14 protein-coding genes are annotated in these 17,514 nt (G+C 52.5%); 8 read left to right on the forward strand and 6 right to left on the reverse strand.

The window, feature by feature from the left end; genetic code table 11:
- Positions 1-215: 215 nt before the first annotated feature.
- The gene (locus RDM26_RS06945) at positions 216-1,925 is read left to right on the forward strand and encodes an AMP-binding protein (RefSeq protein WP_307738261.1); all 1,710 of its coding nucleotides are present in this window, start codon (positions 216-218) and stop codon (positions 1,923-1,925) included.
- Between the two features lie 46 nt (positions 1,926-1,971).
- Here the strand turns inward: RDM26_RS06945 and RDM26_RS06950 are convergent, their stop codons facing one another.
- The gene (locus tag RDM26_RS06950; protein WP_307738262.1) at positions 1,972-3,276 is read right to left on the reverse strand and encodes a TrpB-like pyridoxal phosphate-dependent enzyme; all 1,305 of its coding nucleotides are present in this window, start codon (positions 3,274-3,276) and stop codon (positions 1,972-1,974) included.
- A gap of 332 nt (positions 3,277-3,608) precedes the next feature.
- On the opposite strand from RDM26_RS06950, the gene RDM26_RS06955 reads away from it, so the two are divergent.
- From RDM26_RS06955 to RDM26_RS06965, 3 genes are all read left to right on the forward strand, one after another.
- Entirely contained in the window at positions 3,609-4,631 is a 1,023-nt protein-coding gene (locus RDM26_RS06955; RefSeq protein WP_307738263.1) for an ATP-binding cassette domain-containing protein, read from the forward strand.
- 32 nt (positions 4,632-4,663) lie between these two features.
- Positions 4,664-5,368 carry a methionine ABC transporter permease gene (locus RDM26_RS06960; protein ID WP_374041826.1) on the forward strand — a complete coding sequence of 235 codons (705 nt, stop codon included), beginning with the start codon at positions 4,664-4,666 and terminating at the stop codon, positions 5,366-5,368.
- Between the two features lie 179 nt (positions 5,369-5,547).
- Positions 5,548-6,372, forward strand: a complete 825-nt coding sequence (locus tag RDM26_RS06965; protein WP_307738265.1) for a MetQ/NlpA family ABC transporter substrate-binding protein — start codon at positions 5,548-5,550, stop codon at positions 6,370-6,372.
- Between the two features lie 163 nt (positions 6,373-6,535).
- Here RDM26_RS06965 and RDM26_RS06970 read toward each other — a convergent pair whose 3' ends face one another.
- Together RDM26_RS06970 and RDM26_RS06975 are read right to left on the reverse strand one after the other, a co-directional pair.
- Positions 6,536-7,570, reverse strand: coding sequence for a substrate-binding domain-containing protein (locus tag RDM26_RS06970; RefSeq protein WP_307738266.1), 1,035 nt, complete (start codon positions 7,568-7,570; stop codon positions 6,536-6,538).
- Positions 7,571-7,821: 251 nt separating this feature from the next.
- Positions 7,822-8,688, reverse strand: coding sequence for a TIM barrel protein (locus tag RDM26_RS06975; protein ID WP_307738267.1), 867 nt, complete (start codon positions 8,686-8,688; stop codon positions 7,822-7,824).
- A 409-nt stretch (positions 8,689-9,097) separates the two neighbouring features.
- On the opposite strand from RDM26_RS06975, the gene pdxS reads away from it, so the two are divergent.
- Together pdxS and pdxT are read left to right on the forward strand one after the other, a co-directional pair.
- A complete protein-coding gene (gene pdxS / locus RDM26_RS06980; RefSeq protein ID WP_307738268.1) occupies positions 9,098-10,012 on the forward strand; it encodes a pyridoxal 5'-phosphate synthase lyase subunit PdxS in 915 nt (304 codons plus the stop codon).
- Positions 10,013-10,042: 30 nt separating this feature from the next.
- Complete coding sequence (gene pdxT, locus RDM26_RS06985; RefSeq protein ID WP_307738269.1) at positions 10,043-10,612, forward strand: pyridoxal 5'-phosphate synthase glutaminase subunit PdxT; 570 nt, start codon at positions 10,043-10,045, stop codon at positions 10,610-10,612.
- A 12-nt stretch (positions 10,613-10,624) separates the two neighbouring features.
- Here pdxT and RDM26_RS06990 read toward each other — a convergent pair whose 3' ends face one another.
- Positions 10,625-12,127, reverse strand: a complete 1,503-nt coding sequence (locus RDM26_RS06990; RefSeq protein WP_307738270.1) for a CoA-acylating methylmalonate-semialdehyde dehydrogenase — start codon at positions 12,125-12,127, stop codon at positions 10,625-10,627.
- Between the two features lie 309 nt (positions 12,128-12,436).
- Between RDM26_RS06990 and RDM26_RS06995 the strand changes: the two genes are divergently transcribed.
- Positions 12,437-13,321: an N-acetylmuramoyl-L-alanine amidase gene (locus RDM26_RS06995; protein WP_307738271.1), complete on the forward strand. Its 885-nt coding sequence runs from the start codon at positions 12,437-12,439 to the stop codon at positions 13,319-13,321.
- Positions 13,322-13,390: 69 nt separating this feature from the next.
- Here RDM26_RS06995 and RDM26_RS07000 read toward each other — a convergent pair whose 3' ends face one another.
- Both RDM26_RS07000 and RDM26_RS07005 read right to left on the reverse strand, forming a co-directional pair.
- Positions 13,391-14,641 carry a DUF4143 domain-containing protein gene (locus RDM26_RS07000; RefSeq protein WP_307738272.1) on the reverse strand — a complete coding sequence of 417 codons (1,251 nt, stop codon included), beginning with the start codon at positions 14,639-14,641 and terminating at the stop codon, positions 13,391-13,393.
- 215 nt (positions 14,642-14,856) lie between these two features.
- Positions 14,857-15,426: a nucleoside deaminase gene (locus RDM26_RS07005; RefSeq protein ID WP_374041827.1), complete on the reverse strand. Its 570-nt coding sequence runs from the start codon at positions 15,424-15,426 to the stop codon at positions 14,857-14,859.
- Between the two features lie 119 nt (positions 15,427-15,545).
- Here RDM26_RS07005 and pgm point away from each other — a divergent pair, with 119 nt between their 5' ends.
- Positions 15,546-17,216 carry a phosphoglucomutase (alpha-D-glucose-1,6-bisphosphate-dependent) gene (pgm, locus tag RDM26_RS07010; RefSeq protein WP_307738274.1) on the forward strand — a complete coding sequence of 557 codons (1,671 nt, stop codon included), beginning with the start codon at positions 15,546-15,548 and terminating at the stop codon, positions 17,214-17,216.
- The last annotated feature ends 298 nt before the right edge of the window (positions 17,217-17,514 follow it).

Below are 17,514 nucleotides of genomic sequence, written 5' to 3' on the forward strand. Positions count from 1 at the left end.
GGGAGAAGTTTTATCCGAGCAGGCTAGGTGGGCGCAAAATTTGGAAAACGCCGCTACGTTTTCCAAATTTTTGGGCAGGAGGAAAAACTTCTCCCCCACGCTGAACCAGCCGCAGGTTTACGCCATTCACTCCGGAAGGAAAACCTAGCGTCCGCGATTGAATCAGGAAGGCTGCAACTGGCGATAGACTGGGCAGTAACGTTTATTATCGGAGGTTGACTTTGCGCATTGTTCCCCCACCGAGTGCAGAGGCTCGGGCAGCTAGTGAAGTATTAGCTCCTCAGGGCGACAATAGCGATAAAGCTATCCAGATTGGCGAAGAAGCTGTTCCGCAGATTATCTGGGTGCAAAGCGAACTGAGTGCAGGGAAAGAACTGGGAGAAAACGGTAAGGATTCTGCCGCACGGCCGCTGGTTTTCCTACCGGTATCCGATAACCCCGATCGCGATAAGTTGTTCTTTACCGCGCTCCGCACCGCCCTCTGGCCGGATAGTTTCACTTCCCTACCCACTATCGATTTATCCGCTGTTGCCAGGCCAGCTAAACCATTCTTCGCGTTAAGGATTCTGGCCGATTACCACCCAATATTTTTCCCGGCACGCACCGAGCGTCTTTCTCCCTCATGGGCGCTCCGGCAAGCACAGCGTCTGCGCCGCCTCCCTAGCCAGGTCAGTTTTATCCTTTCCACCTCGGGTTCTACGAAACCCGGAGGGCGCCTGGTGGGAATATCTCTGGAGGCTTTGCGTGCCTCCCATCAGGCGACCGCGCAGCGCCTGGGAGGAAACGGTATCTGGGTAGCAGCACTTCCTCGGGATCATATCGCCGGTTTCCAGGTGATTGCCCGCGCCTACGCGGGCGGAACTGAACCAGTAAATATCGATATGACCGGCGGTTTTAAGCTCTCTCGGCTCCGGGAAGCACTGCAAAACACTCCCTCGAATAACCTTCCCGTCTATCTATCGCTGGTTCCCACTCAGCTGCGCCGCGCCCTCGCCGATCCAAAAACTACTGCAGCTTTGCGGATATGCTCTGCAATCCTGGTAGGGGGAGCCCATATTTCCTCCTCACTTCTTTCCGCTGGGCGCGAGGCGGGGTTAAATCTGGTCACCACCTACGGGATGACCGAAACTTGCGGAGGCTGTGTCTATGACGGCATGCCGCTGCCCCAAGTTACAGTTGCGGTCAACGAGGGCAGAATATGGCTGGCTACCCCCACTTTGATGAGCGGTTATTTGGAGGCAGAATCGGATCCAGAAATCCGCGAGTTTTCCGGTACAACCTGGCTGGCCACCAACGATACTGGCAGGATAGTTTTCGCAGCCGAGAATGAGGGCATTAAAGCGGAAAGGATTGAGCTTTGGGATGCGAACCGAACTCACCCTCTAGTACCCGATTCTCCGCTCATCGAGCCAGTGGGCAACCAAAGCACGCTAGAGGCCACCGAGGAGACTTCCAAGGAGGGAAACGAGCGAGGGCTATATCCCCAAGAATCACTCGGGGATAGGGCTGTCATTATCGACATGTCCTGCCCTGCTCATTTAAAAGTGCTCGGACGCCTGGATGACACCATTATTTCTGGTGGGGAAAATATCTCTTTACCGCTGGTGACCCGCGCTGCCGAACAAGTGGGTTTTCCCGGGTTAGAGTTTTGCGCTCTGAAGGATGAGGAATGGGGTCAGATACTTTGCGCTGTTTTTTCTTCTGGCGGTTTGCCTACCACAGAACCCACCGCTACTCCCGACCTTGCCCAGTTCGGCTACGACCTGCGTGAATCCCTTAGAGAGCATTTGCCGTCCTCGCATCTGCCCCGCGCGGCGGCTCTGCTCCCTCACTTTCCTCTGCTTCCCACCGGAAAACTGGATCGTCGCGCCCTAGAAGAAGCCGTTCGCGCCCTCGATAAACAAAACCGCACCTGGCGCAAATAGATAGCGGCGGCGAGGAAACCCCCCGTCGCCGCTACCGAAAGTTCAGTTACTTCTTTAGCACCTGGTGGTAGGCCGCCAAATCGAGCACCCCGTTTCCGGAAAGTCCGATCAAGAGCACCTGACCATCACGAGCCTCCCCCGAACGGATAAAGTCCAGAGCGCCGGCAATCGCGTGGGTAGATTCGGGGGCGGGAATAATCCCCTCGGCACGCGCGAACTCAAGACCGGCCGCAAAGGTTTCTTCTTGCGGATAGGCGCGTGCCTCCATCAATCCCAAGTGATAGGCATGAGACACCATCGGTGCCATCCCGTGATAACGCAAGCCACCAGCATGAATCGGATCAGGAACGAAGTCATGCCCCAAGGTGTACATCTTCATTAGCGGCGTCAGCCCCGACATATCCCCAAAGTCATAACGATATTCGCCTTGCGTAAGCGAAGGACAGGCAGCCGGCTCGCAGGCCACTACCCGGGCGTTCTTGCCTTCACGCAGATTCTCTCCAATAAAGGGAGTAGCCAGACCGCCCAGGTTAGATCCACCCCCCGCGCAACCGAATATGAAGTCCGCTCCGGATTCTCCGGCTGCTGCCAGTTGGGATTGCGCCTCGAGGCCTATTACCGTCTGGTGGATAATCACTTGGTTCATAACCGAGCCCAAAGCGTAGTGAGCTTGCGGATCCGAAACCGCAGATTCTACGGCCTCCGAAATCGCCATCCCTAAAGACCCGGACGTATCGGGGTTTTCGGCTAGGATTTTACGCCCCGACTCGGTTAATTCGGAGGGCGAGGCGTGACATTGAGCGCCATAAACTTCCATTTGTAAGCGCCGATAGGGCTTATGGTCATAGGAAGTACGTACCTGCCACACTTCACATTGCATCCCCAGCATCGAGCACGCCATTGCCAGGGACGCTCCCCACTGGCCGGCACCAGTTTCCGTGGTGAGCCGCTTGATCCCGGCCACTGCATTGTAGTAAGCCTGCGCTAATGCCGAGTTCGGTTTATGGGATCCGGCAGGTGAATTACCTTCGTATTTGTAGTAGATACGGCATTTAGTGCCTAGCTCCTGCTCGAGATTATGAGCGCGATAAAGCGGTGCGGGACGGAAACTAGTGTACAGTTCCCGAACCCGCTGGGGAATATCTATATAGCGTTCCTTGCTCAGCTCTAGTTCGATGAGGCCGGGGGCAAATAGCGGCTCTAAATCTTTCGCGGTAATCGGTTCGCGGGTCTGTGGGTTCAGGTAGGGAGGCATCGGCTCCGGGAAATCAGCGACCAGGTTGTACCAGCGAGAAGGGATATGGCTATCGATCGGAAATCCTAAAGGCTGGATTTTGGGGTTATCAGTCATTTTATGCTCCTCAATGAAATATCACTTCTATTAAATAGTTTCCGCTGGCGGGAGACAAAAAAATACCCGCCACTGGGCGGGTTAAACAAATGCCTGAAAGAAAGGACCCGCCTAGGCGAGCCACCACCACTGAATCGATTTGATCGCTGTTTCTTTCATAGCTCCATGCTAACGAAAACGTGAAAGCAACTACAAGCCGTCTCAATAATTGGTGTTTTGCTTTTCGGGGCTTTAGTCTGAACGTAGCCATCAAGAGCAGTGCAGAGACCTGGCTCGCGCACTGCAGCAACCGATAAGACGGTGCTAATGCCAGGACCGATGGGAAGGAACTTATGAGCAACGCTAAAGCGGAAAAGCCGCTGATTGAGCTGCGGGATGTTTACAAAATTTATCCCCGCAAAAAGCAGGACAAGCTGCACGCCCTCGATGGTATCTCCCTGAAAATTGGATCCGGGGAGATTCATGGCATCGTGGGGCAATCCGGAGCCGGAAAATCTACGTTGATTCGTTGCTTGACTGCTCTAGAACATCCCACTTCGGGGGAAATCTTGGTGGCAGGACAAAATCTTTCTACCCTGTCTGAAAAGCATTTACGCCAGGCTCGTCGCTCTATTGGGATGGTGTTTCAAGCGGCTAACCTGCTCGATTCGCGTACTGCCGCCGGCAATATTGCCTACCCGTTGTATTTGGCGGGGCAAAAACGCGGGGAACGCCACGAGCGGGTACAAAAGCTTCTGGATTTGGTGGGATTGCATGATCGGGGTTCCTCTTACCCCTCTCAGCTTTCCGGGGGGCAACAACAGCGAGTAGGGGTCGCCCGGGCACTTGCCGATGAACCCCAAGTGTTGCTGTGCGACGAACCTACCAGCGCTTTGGATACTGAATCGACCCAGCAGATCCTGCATTTAATTAAAGATGTGCATGACCGCCTGGGGGTCACCGTGGTGATCATTACCCACGAAATGAGCGTGATCCGCGAGATTTGCACTCACGTGACTTTGCTGGAGCATGGGAAAGTCGTGCAGACGGGTTCGGTAGCGGATGTAGTCAAGTCGCACTCCTCGCGGTTGGCTAAGGATCTGGTTCCGCCTCCAAATGTTGATGACGAGGTTACTTTGGATGGCGAACCCGCCTCAGTAGTGGATATTGCTTTTACTTCTTCACCAGGGGTGCCCACCGGATCGAAAGTTATGGATCTGGTTGCCCAATTGGGCGGGGATATCGTGGCCGGGACTTTTGAAACTGTGGGAACCACGCAAGTTGGCCGCTTAGCTGTAGGGGTAAAAACCACGGGACTGAACGCTTTTATCCGCGAAATGGAAAATCATCACATCTATACGGAGGTGCGAGCGTGAGTCTGGTCGCTACTACCTCACAGGTTGTGTCCATGATGCCCTTCGCCGCAGATAGCTCTGGCCGCTGGTTTTCCAATCCGGTGATTACTAATAATCTGCTAGATGCCACTTTAGAGACGATCTATATGTCTTTATGGTCGGGATTATTCTCGATCCTGTTGGGGTTACCTATCGGTCTGCTGTTGGTGGCGACCGCTCCCGCGGGGCTACTGTCAGGGTCTAAAGTAGCGCGTGTGCTCTACGCAGTGCTGGGATTTATCGTGAATGTGGGGCGCTCGCTACCTTTCGTAATCTTGATGATTTCGATTATTCCCTTTACTCGCCTGCTGGTGGGCACCACTCTGGGCTGGAAAGCAGCGGTAGTGCCCTTAACGCTGGCGGCGGCGCCGTTCTTTGCCCGCCTGGTGGAATCCAATGTCCAAGGGGTGGACAGTGGCAAACTAGAGGCCGCAAAAATGGCGGGTGCCTCTAACTGGCAAATCATGATGGGGGTACAGGTGCGTGAGGCGCTACCAGCTCTAATCCAATCAGTTACCGTCACTTTGATTTCTTTGATTGGTTACGGCGCGATGGCCGGTACTTTAGGCACCGGCGGACTGGGCGCCCTCGCTATGAACTATGGCTATACTCGCTTTATGGGTGACGTAATGCTAGTCGTGGTCATCGACATTTTGCTGATCGTAGTCATCGTACAGTGGCTAGGCGATATGCTTAGCCGGCTGGTAGATCACCGTTAAGGAAAAACCAGTCGGAGATTCTCGCCGCTCCTAGCGGCTCTCGATAAAAGTTATTATTTCCTGGCTCTACGTTAGGTACCCAGGGAAACTTCCCCCCTAGTCCACTTCGTAGACGCTGGTAAGGGCGGGCAATAAAACTTTGTACACTACCTAAAAAACTACTTATAAGGAATTTTAAAATGAAAACTTGGAAGAAAATTGTGGCCGCAGCTGGAGCTGCTGGCTTAGCTTTGAGCCTTGCTGCTTGTGGCGGTAATTCCGCTGGAGATAACAACAAGCTGATTGTGGGGGCTTCTCCGTCACCACATGCGCAAATCTTGCAATATGTGGCCGAAAACTTGGCTGAAAAGCAGGGTATCGAGCTGGAAGTCAAAGAATACACCGACTACATCCAGCCGAATGAAGCCCTCAACTCTGGGGATTTGGATGCTAACTACTTCCAGACCGTTCCTTACTTTGATGAAGTTACTGCTAAGAACAAGTGGCAGTTCGATCATGGCGAGGGGATCCACCTAGAGCCGCTAGGTATTTATTCCGAGAAGATCAAAGATATTAAGGATCTGAAGGATGGTGCCAAGATTGGGGTCATTAATGACACCACTAACCAGGCTCGCGCCCTAAAGCTGCTGGCTGATAATGGTTTGATTAAACTACCGAACGACGAAAAGCAGCAGCTGGTATCAGTAATTGCGAAATCCAAAGAATACAATCCCCGCGGCTTTGAACTCTCCGAGGTAGAAGGACCGCAATTGGTGCGTTCCCTAGCCGACCTGGATATTGCAGTGATTAACGGTAACTATGCGTTAGGCGGAGGCAAGAAACCCTCTGACGCCCTGATTTTGGAATCCACTGAAAACAATCCTTCCCTGAATATTTTGGCTTGGAAGAAAGATTCCGAAAAGACAGAGGCGATTAAGAAGCTGGACACATTGCTACACTCGCCGGAAGTAAAGGCTTTCATTGAGAAGACCTGGCCAGACAAGTCAGTACTACCCGGTTTTTAATCCCACTAACCTGGTGGAATTGAGAATCTAAACGCCTGAAATCTAAGGGGGGGCGGGTTCGAAGAAAAGCTTCGAACCCGCCCTCATGGCATGTCTACCACTAGTTACAACCCCTAGTCGCAGTTATCTAAAACCAGAAGAATAATTATCGGATTTCCAGCCCTTAGGCACTCTTGCGTGCAATCAGGCGAGTGGCTACTTGGTTTTCAATCGCATCCCATTTTTTGCCATAGTTTTCTTTATCAAAGAAGAATTCAACGTGTTCTACCAGTCGTTCGACAGCTAAACTGGCCAGTTCCTCCCGGTCTTGTCGCACGGTGGTTAGTTCCACATAGGGTTCGGATGCAATCGGGGTGTCATCGAAACCTATCACTGCGATTTCTTCGGGAATATTTACGCCCTCTTGCCACATCCGAATCATGAATCCTTGCGCACACAGATCGTTAAAGCACATCACTGCGCGCGGCATCTCCCGTTTGCCGGTGCGAACCTGTCGTAATATCTGATCGGCAACCCGTGCCCCATCACCGGTATTTTGCCCGCCTTGATAGATCCGCAACGAAGGACTTTCATCTGCGGTTAAACCCTGATCTGCAAGGCATTGCTTAAAGGTGGCTTCCCGCACGTGCGCATTGGTTTGATTGTCCCCCCTGATATGTACAATGTCACGAAAGCCTTGTTCCCACAGGTACTCAAAGGATTTTTTAATCCCATAGGCATCGTTAGACACCACCGCATCCACACTGGTGGAACCAACTTCTTGGCACAGGGTAATTAGGGGAATCACTGCCGCAATTTTTTCTAAATACTTGGCAGAAAGTTTGGTACCTATTAGCACAATCCCCTCGCAGCGGTCTTGCATCAAGGACTCGATGCAATCCTTTTCGCTGCGCTGCCCCACACAACCGACTGCCACCAGGCGATATCCCTGTTGCTCGGCGTAGCGGTAGAGCGGATCCATTAGCGATATTTGGAACTCTTGCTCCATATAAAACACCACACCTAACAGATGGGTACGTTCCAGGCGAATAAGGGCAGCCTGTCGATCGGGCCGGTATCCCATTTCAAATGCAGCGCGCTGAATCTCCGCACGTCGCTTATTTGAGACTCCGGGTCGTCCAGACAACGCAACAGACACCGTGGAAATAGAGGCTCCTACTTCTTTGGCCACATCGGAGATAGTTAGTTTTTGTTTCATAGTGTTGCTTTTAGATTATCGCTAAATAACCCTAGAAGCGGCGAATCGCAACCGCAGAATCACATTTTGACGTTGTCCGATAGCTTCCTTGAATACACATTGCTTTTATACGAATACTCGCCGGTGAATCTGACGAACTTAATCTCTTGGACTGCTATTTCCTAAGGACAGCACCTCTAAAGGATAGTTTTTCCGAGGACGCGAGCTGCGCCCTCGGAAAAACCAATTCCTATCCATTTATCGAATAGCTATTACTGTCCGAACTCGCTCTTTACCCGGGCAATCATCTTCTTGTTGATTTCGTCAGCACGGTCATGCCAACCGAATACACACAGAGACAACACCCCATCAAACTGCATATCCCGCAGGGTGCTAAACAGCTCGTCCCAGGGAACTTCCCCCATGCCGATCTCATTGTGCTGGTGTACCCGCGCGTCAACTCCCGGAGGATTTATTACGTAGCGATTGCCATCGAAGGCCTTATGATTGAATACATCGGCGACATGTACTTCTTTGAGTAGGTCGCCAGCAGAACGCAGCATCCGTTCCACATCGCCTTTACCGTCTGAAAGGTGGAAGGTGTGGGGGGCACAGTATTCATAGCCAATCCAGGGCTTATTTACCCCGCGGATCAGGTTGATGGCAGGATCATGTAGCTCCACGAAGTCATAGGGATGCGCCTCCATATGCAGTTGGATCCCATATTTTTCAAAATCCGGGGTAAGCTCTTCAATGGACTTGTACCACTGATGTTCGCAGCGCCGCGGGGTGTTGGGGTCGCCAGAAAACTCTGAAACAATCTCGCGTACGTCTAGCTGATCGGCAATTTCTAACAGCCTACGCCAATTACGCACCTGGGCTTGCCGTTCTTCTTCATCCACGCACGCCCAGTTAAACACCGGGTTCAAGGTGGCAATCTTAACCCCAGACTCTTTCTGTGCCTTGTTCAGTTCGGCAACATAAGCGTCATCGGCTTTGGGGTAGTGATGCCAAAAGTGAAAATCTGCTGTGGGAGACAGTTCCACGTAATCAAAACCTAGCTCCCGGGCTTTATGCAGGGTTTGCGAAACTGGCATGAACCAGTAATACATATTGGGGTCGAGGGCGATCTTGACCATTATTCATTCCTTCTACTTGGCGGTGACTTTATTTCGCAGGACGGTTTTCGAGGTTTCTCCTGCAGGCAGCAGCCTCTTCGCTCCGCTTATTTTATTGGGCATCCTCAGTTTAGCCGAAACGTTTCGCTATGTCGAGACTTTCCCAAGTTTTCCCGTTGCAGACTTTGCAGCACCAAAGTCTGCCTACCTTTATTTAACGCGCGTTAAGTTAGGCTGTCAAGGGTGCTGCTATTTTTATTTTTCTCGCGTGAAGTAGCGCCTCCGATCTACTCTTGTTCGCTAGATGCGTGTTTGCCCAAAAAAATACCTATTTCCCTAGGTTAGTTTGTAAAGTAGATGCATAGAGGGCAAAATGCGTCGCCTAGCGCCGCCAACCCACAAGGTCAGACACAGAAAGAAGGAACGGAAAATGGAAACCGGCAACGCTTCCAGCGTCCAGGAATCAAACGACCCGAAAGAACGGGTGGCACTCAATCGTCAACTGGCGCAAATGCTAAAGGGCGGCGTGATTATGGACGTCACCACCCCGGAGCAGGCAAGGATCGCAGAGGATGCGGGGGCGGCAGCGGTAATGGCGCTAGAACGCATTCCTGCAGATATCCGTGCCGCCGGCGGTGTTTCCCGGATGAGCGACCCGGCAATGATCAAGGGAATTCAAGAAGCAGTTTCTATCCCGGTAATGGCGAAATGCCGCATCGGACATTTTGTAGAAGCACAACTGCTTGAGGCTATCGAAATCGACTATATCGATGAATCCGAAGTACTCTCCCCTGCCGACGATATCTACCATATTGATAAAACCCAGTTCAAAGTACCTTTCGTATGCGGGGCACGTAACCTGGGTGAAGCGCTACGCCGTATTGGTGAGGGCGCGACCATGATCCGCACCAAGGGCGAGCCGGGAACCGGTGACGTTGTGCAGGCAGTTACCCATATGCGCGAGATGAACGCTGAAATTCGGCGGATTTCCAGCCTGCGCGAAGACGAACTTTTCGAAGCCGCCAAGCAGCTAGAAGTACCGCTATCACTACTAAAAGAAGTACACGATTCCTCGCGCCTACCGGTAGTAAACTTTGCCGCAGGCGGAGTGGCCACCCCAGCCGATGCGGCTTTGATGATGCAGCTGGGTGCCGAGGGCGTGTTCGTAGGCTCCGGTATTTTCAAGTCCGGCAATCCCGCCAAACGCGCTAATGCCATTGTCAAAGCAGTCACCAACTTTAAGGATGCAAAACTGATTGCGCAGTTGTCCGAAAACTTAGGAGAAGCCATGGTGGGGATTAACGAAAGCGAAATCGACCTGCTAATGGCAGAGCGCGGAAAGTAAGTCCCTGCAACAGAAACGGGAAAAAACTAAATGGAGAAAGTTGGCGTACTCGCAGTTCAAGGGGCCTTCATCGAGCATGAACAGTGTTTAGAAAAACTAGGGGCTCAGGTATTTGAACTGCGCGAGGCCGCAGACCTAAAAACCGGTTTTAACCGCCTGGTATTGCCGGGTGGCGAATCCACGGTGCAATCAAAACTCCTAATTGAACTGGGAATGGCGGAACGGCTCCGAGACATGATTAAAGCCGGGATGCCGGTGCTCGGTACCTGCGCCGGATTAATCTTGCTGTCCAAGCGGATTATGGGTAAGCGCAGCGTGGATCGCACCGCACTCGGCACCTTGGACGTAACCGTGGAACGTAATGCTTATGGACGCCAGCTTGGTTCCTTTAATACCCGGGCTAACTTTGCGGGGATGGACGATCTACCAATGACCTTCATTCGCGCTCCGCGCATTAGCGAGATCGGCCCGGGAGTAGAAGAACTTGGACGAGTAGATGGGCTAATTGTGGGGGCGCGAGCCGCCAATCAAATCGGGGTTACTTTTCACCCCGAACTGACCGGCGACCCGCACCTACATCAAATGTTCTTGAACCTTTAGTTCCGGCTACTCTTAGCCTTCTTCGCGCTGGAAGCTCATCGTGGCTTCATAGTGTCCGGACTCGCTCGGCCAACGGGTAGTAATCGCCTTGGCCTTGGTGTAGAACTTCACGCCCTCAGGACCGTGGATATGAGTATCACCAAGCAGGGAGTCTTTCCAGCCACCGAAGGAGTAGTAGGCAACCGGGGTCGGGATCGGGACGTTGACGCCCACCATTCCGGCCTCAGCCTCAAGAGTAAACTTGCGCGCTACTCCGCCGTCATTGGTGAAGATGGCAGAGCCATTGCCGAAGGGCGAAGAGTTAACGATTTCTATGGCTTCTTCATAGCTATCGGCGCGGGTAATTACCAGCACCGGTCCGAAGATTTCCTCGTAATATGCGGGCGCATCCTTGGGGCAGTTATCGATAATGGTCGGCCCTACGAAGTAACCGTTCGGGTAGCCCTCCGGTCGGAAGCCGCGACCATCACGCACGATGGTTGCCCCGCGTTCCTCAGCATCAGTAATGAGCCCTTCGATACGCTCCTGAGCCTTCTTGTCAATCACCGGCCCCATCTCGCAGCCCTGGGCCATGCCCTGATCTACATGGATCTGATCGGCGTGAGCTTTAACTTTCTCGGCCAGTTTTTCCCCAGCGCTGCCCACCGCGACTACCACCGGTAGCGCCATGCAGCGTTCACCAGCTGCTCCGAAAGCAGCAGCCGAAATATGTTTGGCAGCAAAATCAATATCCGCATCCGGCATTACGATAGCGTGGTTGTTTGCCCCGCCCAGCGCCTGAACCCGTTTTCCATGAGCAACCCCGGTGTCCTGCACGATATGAGCAACTGGAGTGGATCCCACAAACGAAATCGCGTCAATTCCGGGGTGTTCCAAAATCGAGGTAACTAGGTTTCGGTTTCCAGTCAATACCTGATAAATACCGTCCGGTAGTCCCGCTTGTTTGTATAGTTCGCCGGTCAAGAGGGCAGCGGAAGGAGTGGAGGAGGCAGGCTTAATAATAATAGCGTTACCAGTAGCGATAGCTAGAGGGTGCATCCACATGGGTACCATTGCCGGGAAGTTGAACGGGCAGATACCCGCTACTACTCCCACCGGTTGCCGCACGGTGAAGATATCAACGCCAGTAGAAATCTGGTAGGAATGTTCGCCCTTCATATTGGCGTTAATTCCACAGGCATAATCTAGGGTTTCCCGACCGCGCTGGATTTCTCCGATCGCATCCGAGTAATTCTTGCCGTGTTCCTGCACGATAAGCCTTGCCATCTTGTCCTGGTTTTCCAAAACCAGGTGGCGCATCTTGAACATAATGTCCACGCGTTTGGCTAGTGAGAGTTTTGCCCACTCTTTTTGCGCTTTTTTAGCAGTTTCTACTGCTTGATCCAGATCTTCACTTGATGCGCAGGGAACAGTAGCTACTACTTCACCTAGCGCCGGATCTTCGATTTCAATTTCTCCGGCCGGTTTACCCTGCGCATATTCACCGTTAATCCAGTGCTGCAGCTGTTTTACCATTGTCAGTATCTCCTTCGATTTCCGCTGACCTTATCACCGGTCATACCTAAGTTATTAGCATTACCGTGACTGGCTTAATTGTCCTTACAAAGTCTACTCTAATCGACTTAAGTCCCAGACACAACCGCTCGGGTTACTTAGCCCTTGCTCGCTATGGAGAAACCTACAGAACCACTCCAAAACGTTAACAGCAGGTTTAGGCACTCTACCCTTTTAATTAGGGATCGGAATTAGAGGAGGCAGCGCAGAATCGCGCAACCCCCTCCCCGTTTTAGGGGCTCGCCCTCAAAATACAGTTAGGCTTATAACGTGTTCCAAAAATTCCCCTACTCCCTGCCAAAGATGTACCGGTTCGGCATTACCGTAATGGCAATCAGCCTGTTGTCCCTAAGTGCTTGCAGTCCCGCAACCGACCACCACGATTTCTCTGCAAACAACAAAACCGCTAGCAGCTCCACTCCTAACGCTACAGCTAAGGATTCCCCTACTCCGGCTTCCCCTTCCACCTCGCCCTCGTCCCTCAGTCCAGAACCTAAAAAGATACTGGCAGGAAAAACTATCGTAATAGATCCCGGTCACTCTAACGGGCAACATTTAACCAATAAAGTCCCTGATGGACGCGGAGGGAGCAAAATATGTAATACCTCTGGAACTGCGACCAACAACGGATACCCTGAACATACCGCCAACTGGAAAGTTGCCCTGATTTTACAGGCTGAGCTGCAAGAAAAAGGGGCAAGTGTTCATCTGACCAAAACAGATGACCATGCGGATAAGGTATGTGTCGATCGACGCGGACAAATCCCGAACGAAAAACAAGCCGATGCGTTCCTATCTATCCACGCCAATGGTTCCCAATCACCAGTCCCTCACGGATTCTTTGTCATGGTTGCGAGCCCGCCCTTAAACTCTGCCCAAGGTGAACCGTCAAAACGCCTGGCGCGCGCCGTATCCTCGGGATTACAAGCGGCAGGGCTTAGCCCTTCAACTATTTATGGTTCCACGCCCCTGCCTCGTTCCGACCTCGCAACCCTAAATTTTGCGAAAATACCAGCAGTAATGGTGGAGCTTGGGGAAATGAGGAACCCGCAAGATGCTCAAAGATTATCCAGCCCTCAAGGGCAACAACAGTACGCTTCCGGTTTAGCAAAAGGACTCATTAGTTTCCTTTCCGCCAGCTCCGGCAATAACTAACGCAGCAGCTAGCAGCTGTCAGCAAAAAGAGCCCTCGCCCTCAACTCGTATGCCTACCCAAAATCAACATTAAACCCCCAAACACCCCAAAGGAATCACCGCAATCCCATCTTTTCGCATATAGGCTTGTTTTCCACCATACAAGACAGCGGCAGCTCGCATTTTTTGACCGACACGCTTACGCAACCATAGCAAATGCTTAACATCATGGTCGCTGACCCGATTCGCGGTTTTGACTTCCAAGGCAACTATTGCCCCTCCTCGTCCTTGCAAAACCAAATCGACCTCATGTTCACCTGCGCGAGTACGGAAATGCCCTACCGTAGCTTCTAGAGCTTGAGCAAAGACCCTAACGCATAGCACAGCCAAAGATTCAAACAGGGCACCGTACATATTAGCCCCGGCAGGAGTCAGTAAATCCTGAGACTCTAAATCCAAGAGGCGAGCCGCAAATCCAGGATCAACCAGATGATGCTTGGGGCTACTGGTCAAGCGTTTCCACCCCGAACCCAAAGGCTGCCAAGCTTCCAGAGGCTCCAAAATCCACAGTTTGGTTAAGAAATCACGATAGGTGCGGGTAGTTTCGGAACTGGGTTTATCCCCCTCCCCGGCAGTCGCCCCTTCTAATATCTGCGCATAGGACGCGGTAGTCGCGGTAGCCTGCGCATAAGAACGCAACCAAGCTCGCAATGTGTGCGGAGTGCGGGTGAAATATCCTTGAGCAAAGATATCTTTATCCATCAAGTCACGCAGATAGGAATCTACCGCCAAGCGCAAAGCGCGCCCAGTTAATTGTTGAAATCCGGGCAACCCGGTTTGACAGATAGCATCAGCATAATCAGAGGCAGTTAAGTCACTGCTACCGGTTACCGCTTCTTCACCGGCAAATAGACCACGCAAACTAACGGTGGGGGTAGCAATTCCTCGTTCGGAAAGGGTTAAGGGTCGCATTCTTAAAGTGATGATCCTGCCCGCTCCCGAATGGGTTTGCACCCCGGGTTTAGGGCTGGCGGAACCGGTTAGCAGAAAACTTTCGGGAGGTGCCCCATTATCAACCGCGCGGCGAACGGTATCCCAAGTTTCTGGCAATAGTTGCCATTCATCCAGGAGAACTGGTGGTGGTTGTTGTAGGAAAAGACGCGGGTCTGCTTGCAAGATAGTGCGAGTATCGACTTGATCTAACTGGTAGGTGGTGCGAGCGAGTCGCTGGGCGGTCTCCGTTTTCCCCACTCCTTTAGCTCCTGCTATACACAGTGCAGGCAATTGAGGAAACACTTGGGCAATCTCATAGTCAATTACGCGTTTTAAGTAGTCAGACATGTTTTTACTATAGCCTATCCACCTGTTTGCCGGAAAGTTATCTGCCTATTTGTCGGAATAACCGGTGATTCCAAAAAGCAAGTACCTAAACGCCCCCAACTAGAGTCAGAAAACACGAGCAGAGGATGCACAGAAGTCCCCAGTGAAAGGAACTGACGATTGGATGCAACTTCTGCATTAAAGCGCCGGTAAATGGCTGAACCCTAGGGTTACCCCTAGCGCCGCTTAGCGAAAAAGTCTTTTAACTGCCCTCCGCACTCGTCCGCTAAAATCCCGCCAATAACTTCTACGCGGTGATTCAGTCGGCTATCTCGCAAAACATCCCGAACAGAGCCAGCAGCACCTGCCTTATCATCCCAAGCGCCGAACACTACCCGCGAAACCCGGGCATTCACGATTGCCCCGGCACACATCGTGCAGGGCTCCAAATTCACTACCAAAGTAGTATCTGACAACCGCCAGCTGCCACGCTTGCTCGCCGCCTGACGCAAAGCCACAATCTCGGCGTGAGCAGTAGGGTCAAACGGGAAAACCTCCCGCTGGTTAAAGCCGCGTCCGATTATTTCCCATTCCTCTAACTCGGATTCTTCTGGAACATTGAAGGAGCTATCACCTTGAACTTTACCCGAGGAAGTGCGCGTAGCTTTTACCCCTCGCGCGCCCTCGTCCTCGAAGATAACCCCGTCGGAAGCATTAAGGGGTTGCGTCCCTCCTTTCCTAGGAGCGAGTACCAGCGCACCCACCGGGACATCCCCGCCCTCACCGGCAAGGGCTGCCAGCTGCATAGCTTGCCGAATAGCCCAATCGAATCGCTGCACACTCCAAATTTAATAGAGAACCGCTACCTGGTTGAAACCTATGGACTTTTCCAGACAGAAACCCAAATAAGTGAGAGACTAACTATATGTTTGAAAGAGCCGGGCAGAAAGCCAAACCAGAAGATTTAATCAATGTCGATGACCTCCTAGCCGCCTACTATGACCTGGAGCCAGATCCTACCGAACCTAGCCAACGGGTAAGTTTCGGCACCTCGGGACACCGGGGCAGTGCCTTCGACCATGCATTTAACGAAGCTCATATCGTAGCTATCACCCAGGCAATCGTAGAGTATCGCCGCAACCAGGGAATTAACGGGCCATTATTTATCGGACGCGACACTCACGCCCTCTCCGAGCCTGCCCACCGCAGCGCCCTAGAGGTGCTGGTAGCTAACGGAGTGGACGTACGGATTGATTCGCGGAACTCCTATGTACCCACCCCGGCGGTTTCCTTGGCTATTTTGCAGGCCAATGGGGCGCCTGGCAAGGTGCGCACCTCGGGTGCAGATGTGGCAGACGGGATCGTTATCACTCCTTCCCACAACCCTCCCCGCGATGGCGGCTTCAAATACAATCCCCCCACCGGTGGACCAGCCGATGTAGACGCTACCGGCTGGATTGCCGATCGCGCTAACCAGATTCTTGAGGATGGCTGGCGGAATGTTCCCCGCTCTACGCTAGCGGATCTTTCTCGCGCTGACTGCGTCCATCCCCACGATTACCTGCGAGAATATGTAGATGCGCTCCCCAGCGTAATTGATTTGGATGCGATTCGCTCTGCGGGAGTGCGCATTGGTGCCGATCCTCTAGGGGGCGCTTCAGTCGATTATTGGGGCATGATTGCAGAACGCCACGACCTGAACCTGACGGTAGTTAATCCGGATGTGGATCCCGCTTTCAGCTTTATGACTTTGGATTGGGATGGAAAAATCCGGATGGATTGCTCCTCTCCCTATGCAATGGCTTCGCTGCGGCAAAAGATGGCTCCGGACGAGGACGGAATTACGCCTTTCGATATTGCTACCGGCAACGACGCGGATTCGGATCGCCACGGGATTGTTACCCCAGATGGTTTAATGAATCCCAACCATTACCTGGCAGTGGCGATTGAATACCTGTACACGCACCGCCCGCAGTGGGGCGAGGGTTGCGGGGTTGGTAAAACCTTAGTTTCTTCCTCGCTAATTGACCGGGTAGTAGCCCATATGGGGCGCAAATTGGTGGAAGTACCAGTGGGCTTTAAGTATTTCGTGCCGGGATTACTTTCGGGAACTATCGGTTTCGGAGGCGAGGAATCCGCCGGCGCCTCTTTCTTACGCAAGGACGGGTCAGTGTGGACTACCGATAAAGACGGCATTATTTTGGCGCTGCTAGCCTCGGAAATCCTGGCAGTTACTGGTTCTTCTCCCTCACAGCTACATCAGCAACAGGTAGAACGTTTCGGGGCTTCCAGTTATAAGCGTTTCGAGGCCGCGGCTACCCCCGAGCAGAAAGCCAAGCTCAAAAAGCTTTCTTCCGAGGACGTGACTGCCCTGAAACTAGCTGGGGAGGATATTACCGACAAACTGGTGCGCGCACCCGGTAATGACGCCGAAATCGGCGGGCTGAAAGTAGTCACTAAAGATGCCTGGTTCGCGGCTCGCCCCTCTGGTACCGAAGATATCTACAAGATTTACGCGGAATCCTTCCAAGGTGATGAGCACGTAGATAAAGTAATCTCCGAAGCGCAAGAGGTAGTAGGCGCTGCTCTCTCGTAAAGCACGTAATAAGTGAAGGTGGGAGCTAGGTTTTTCCTCCCGCCCTCACCACCTTTCCCCGAGACCGCAAGGGCGGTAATTACTTTTGTCTCCCGCCCAAAGAAATTGGGCAATACCAACGGTATTGCCCAATTTCTTACGCCCGCCTAGCCTGATCGACAAAAAGTAATCTCCGCCCTTTGCTACTTGCCATCACGAGTACCTAGCCAGCGTGAGGAATCGGATATGGACGCGCCGAATGACTGCAGGGCGGGGGCTAGATTTTATCCGAGTAGGTGCGGTGGGCATAAGAATTCGA

The sequence above is a fragment of the uncultured Varibaculum sp. genome, assembly GCF_902489465.1.
Lineage (GTDB): Bacteria > Actinomycetota > Actinomycetes > Actinomycetales > Actinomycetaceae > Varibaculum.

Excerpts from the sequence above, each read along its gene's own strand:
- RDM26_RS06950 (WP_307738262.1), bottom strand. The coding sequence starts at position 3,276 with ATGACTGATAACCCCAAAATCCAGCCTTTAGGATTTCCGATCGATAGC.
- RDM26_RS06955 (WP_307738263.1), top strand. The coding sequence starts at position 3,609 with ATGAGCAACGCTAAAGCGGAAAAGCCGCTGATTGAGCTGCGGGATGTT.
- RDM26_RS06960 (WP_374041826.1), top strand. The coding sequence starts at position 4,664 with ATGATGCCCTTCGCCGCAGATAGCTCTGGCCGCTGGTTTTCCAATCCG.
- RDM26_RS06965 (WP_307738265.1), top strand. The coding sequence starts at position 5,548 with ATGAAAACTTGGAAGAAAATTGTGGCCGCAGCTGGAGCTGCTGGCTTA.
- RDM26_RS06970 (WP_307738266.1), bottom strand. The coding sequence starts at position 7,570 with ATGAAACAAAAACTAACTATCTCCGATGTGGCCAAAGAAGTAGGAGCC.
- RDM26_RS06975 (WP_307738267.1), bottom strand. The coding sequence starts at position 8,688 with ATGGTCAAGATCGCCCTCGACCCCAATATGTATTACTGGTTCATGCCA.
- pdxS (WP_307738268.1), top strand. The coding sequence starts at position 9,098 with ATGGAAACCGGCAACGCTTCCAGCGTCCAGGAATCAAACGACCCGAAA.
- pdxT (WP_307738269.1), top strand. The coding sequence starts at position 10,043 with ATGGAGAAAGTTGGCGTACTCGCAGTTCAAGGGGCCTTCATCGAGCAT.
- RDM26_RS06990 (WP_307738270.1), bottom strand. The coding sequence starts at position 12,127 with ATGGTAAAACAGCTGCAGCACTGGATTAACGGTGAATATGCGCAGGGT.
- RDM26_RS07000 (WP_307738272.1), bottom strand. The coding sequence starts at position 14,641 with ATGTCTGACTACTTAAAACGCGTAATTGACTATGAGATTGCCCAAGTG.
- RDM26_RS07005 (WP_374041827.1), bottom strand. The coding sequence starts at position 15,426 with ATGCAGCTGGCAGCCCTTGCCGGTGAGGGCGGGGATGTCCCGGTGGGT.
- pgm (WP_307738274.1), top strand. The coding sequence starts at position 15,546 with ATGTTTGAAAGAGCCGGGCAGAAAGCCAAACCAGAAGATTTAATCAAT.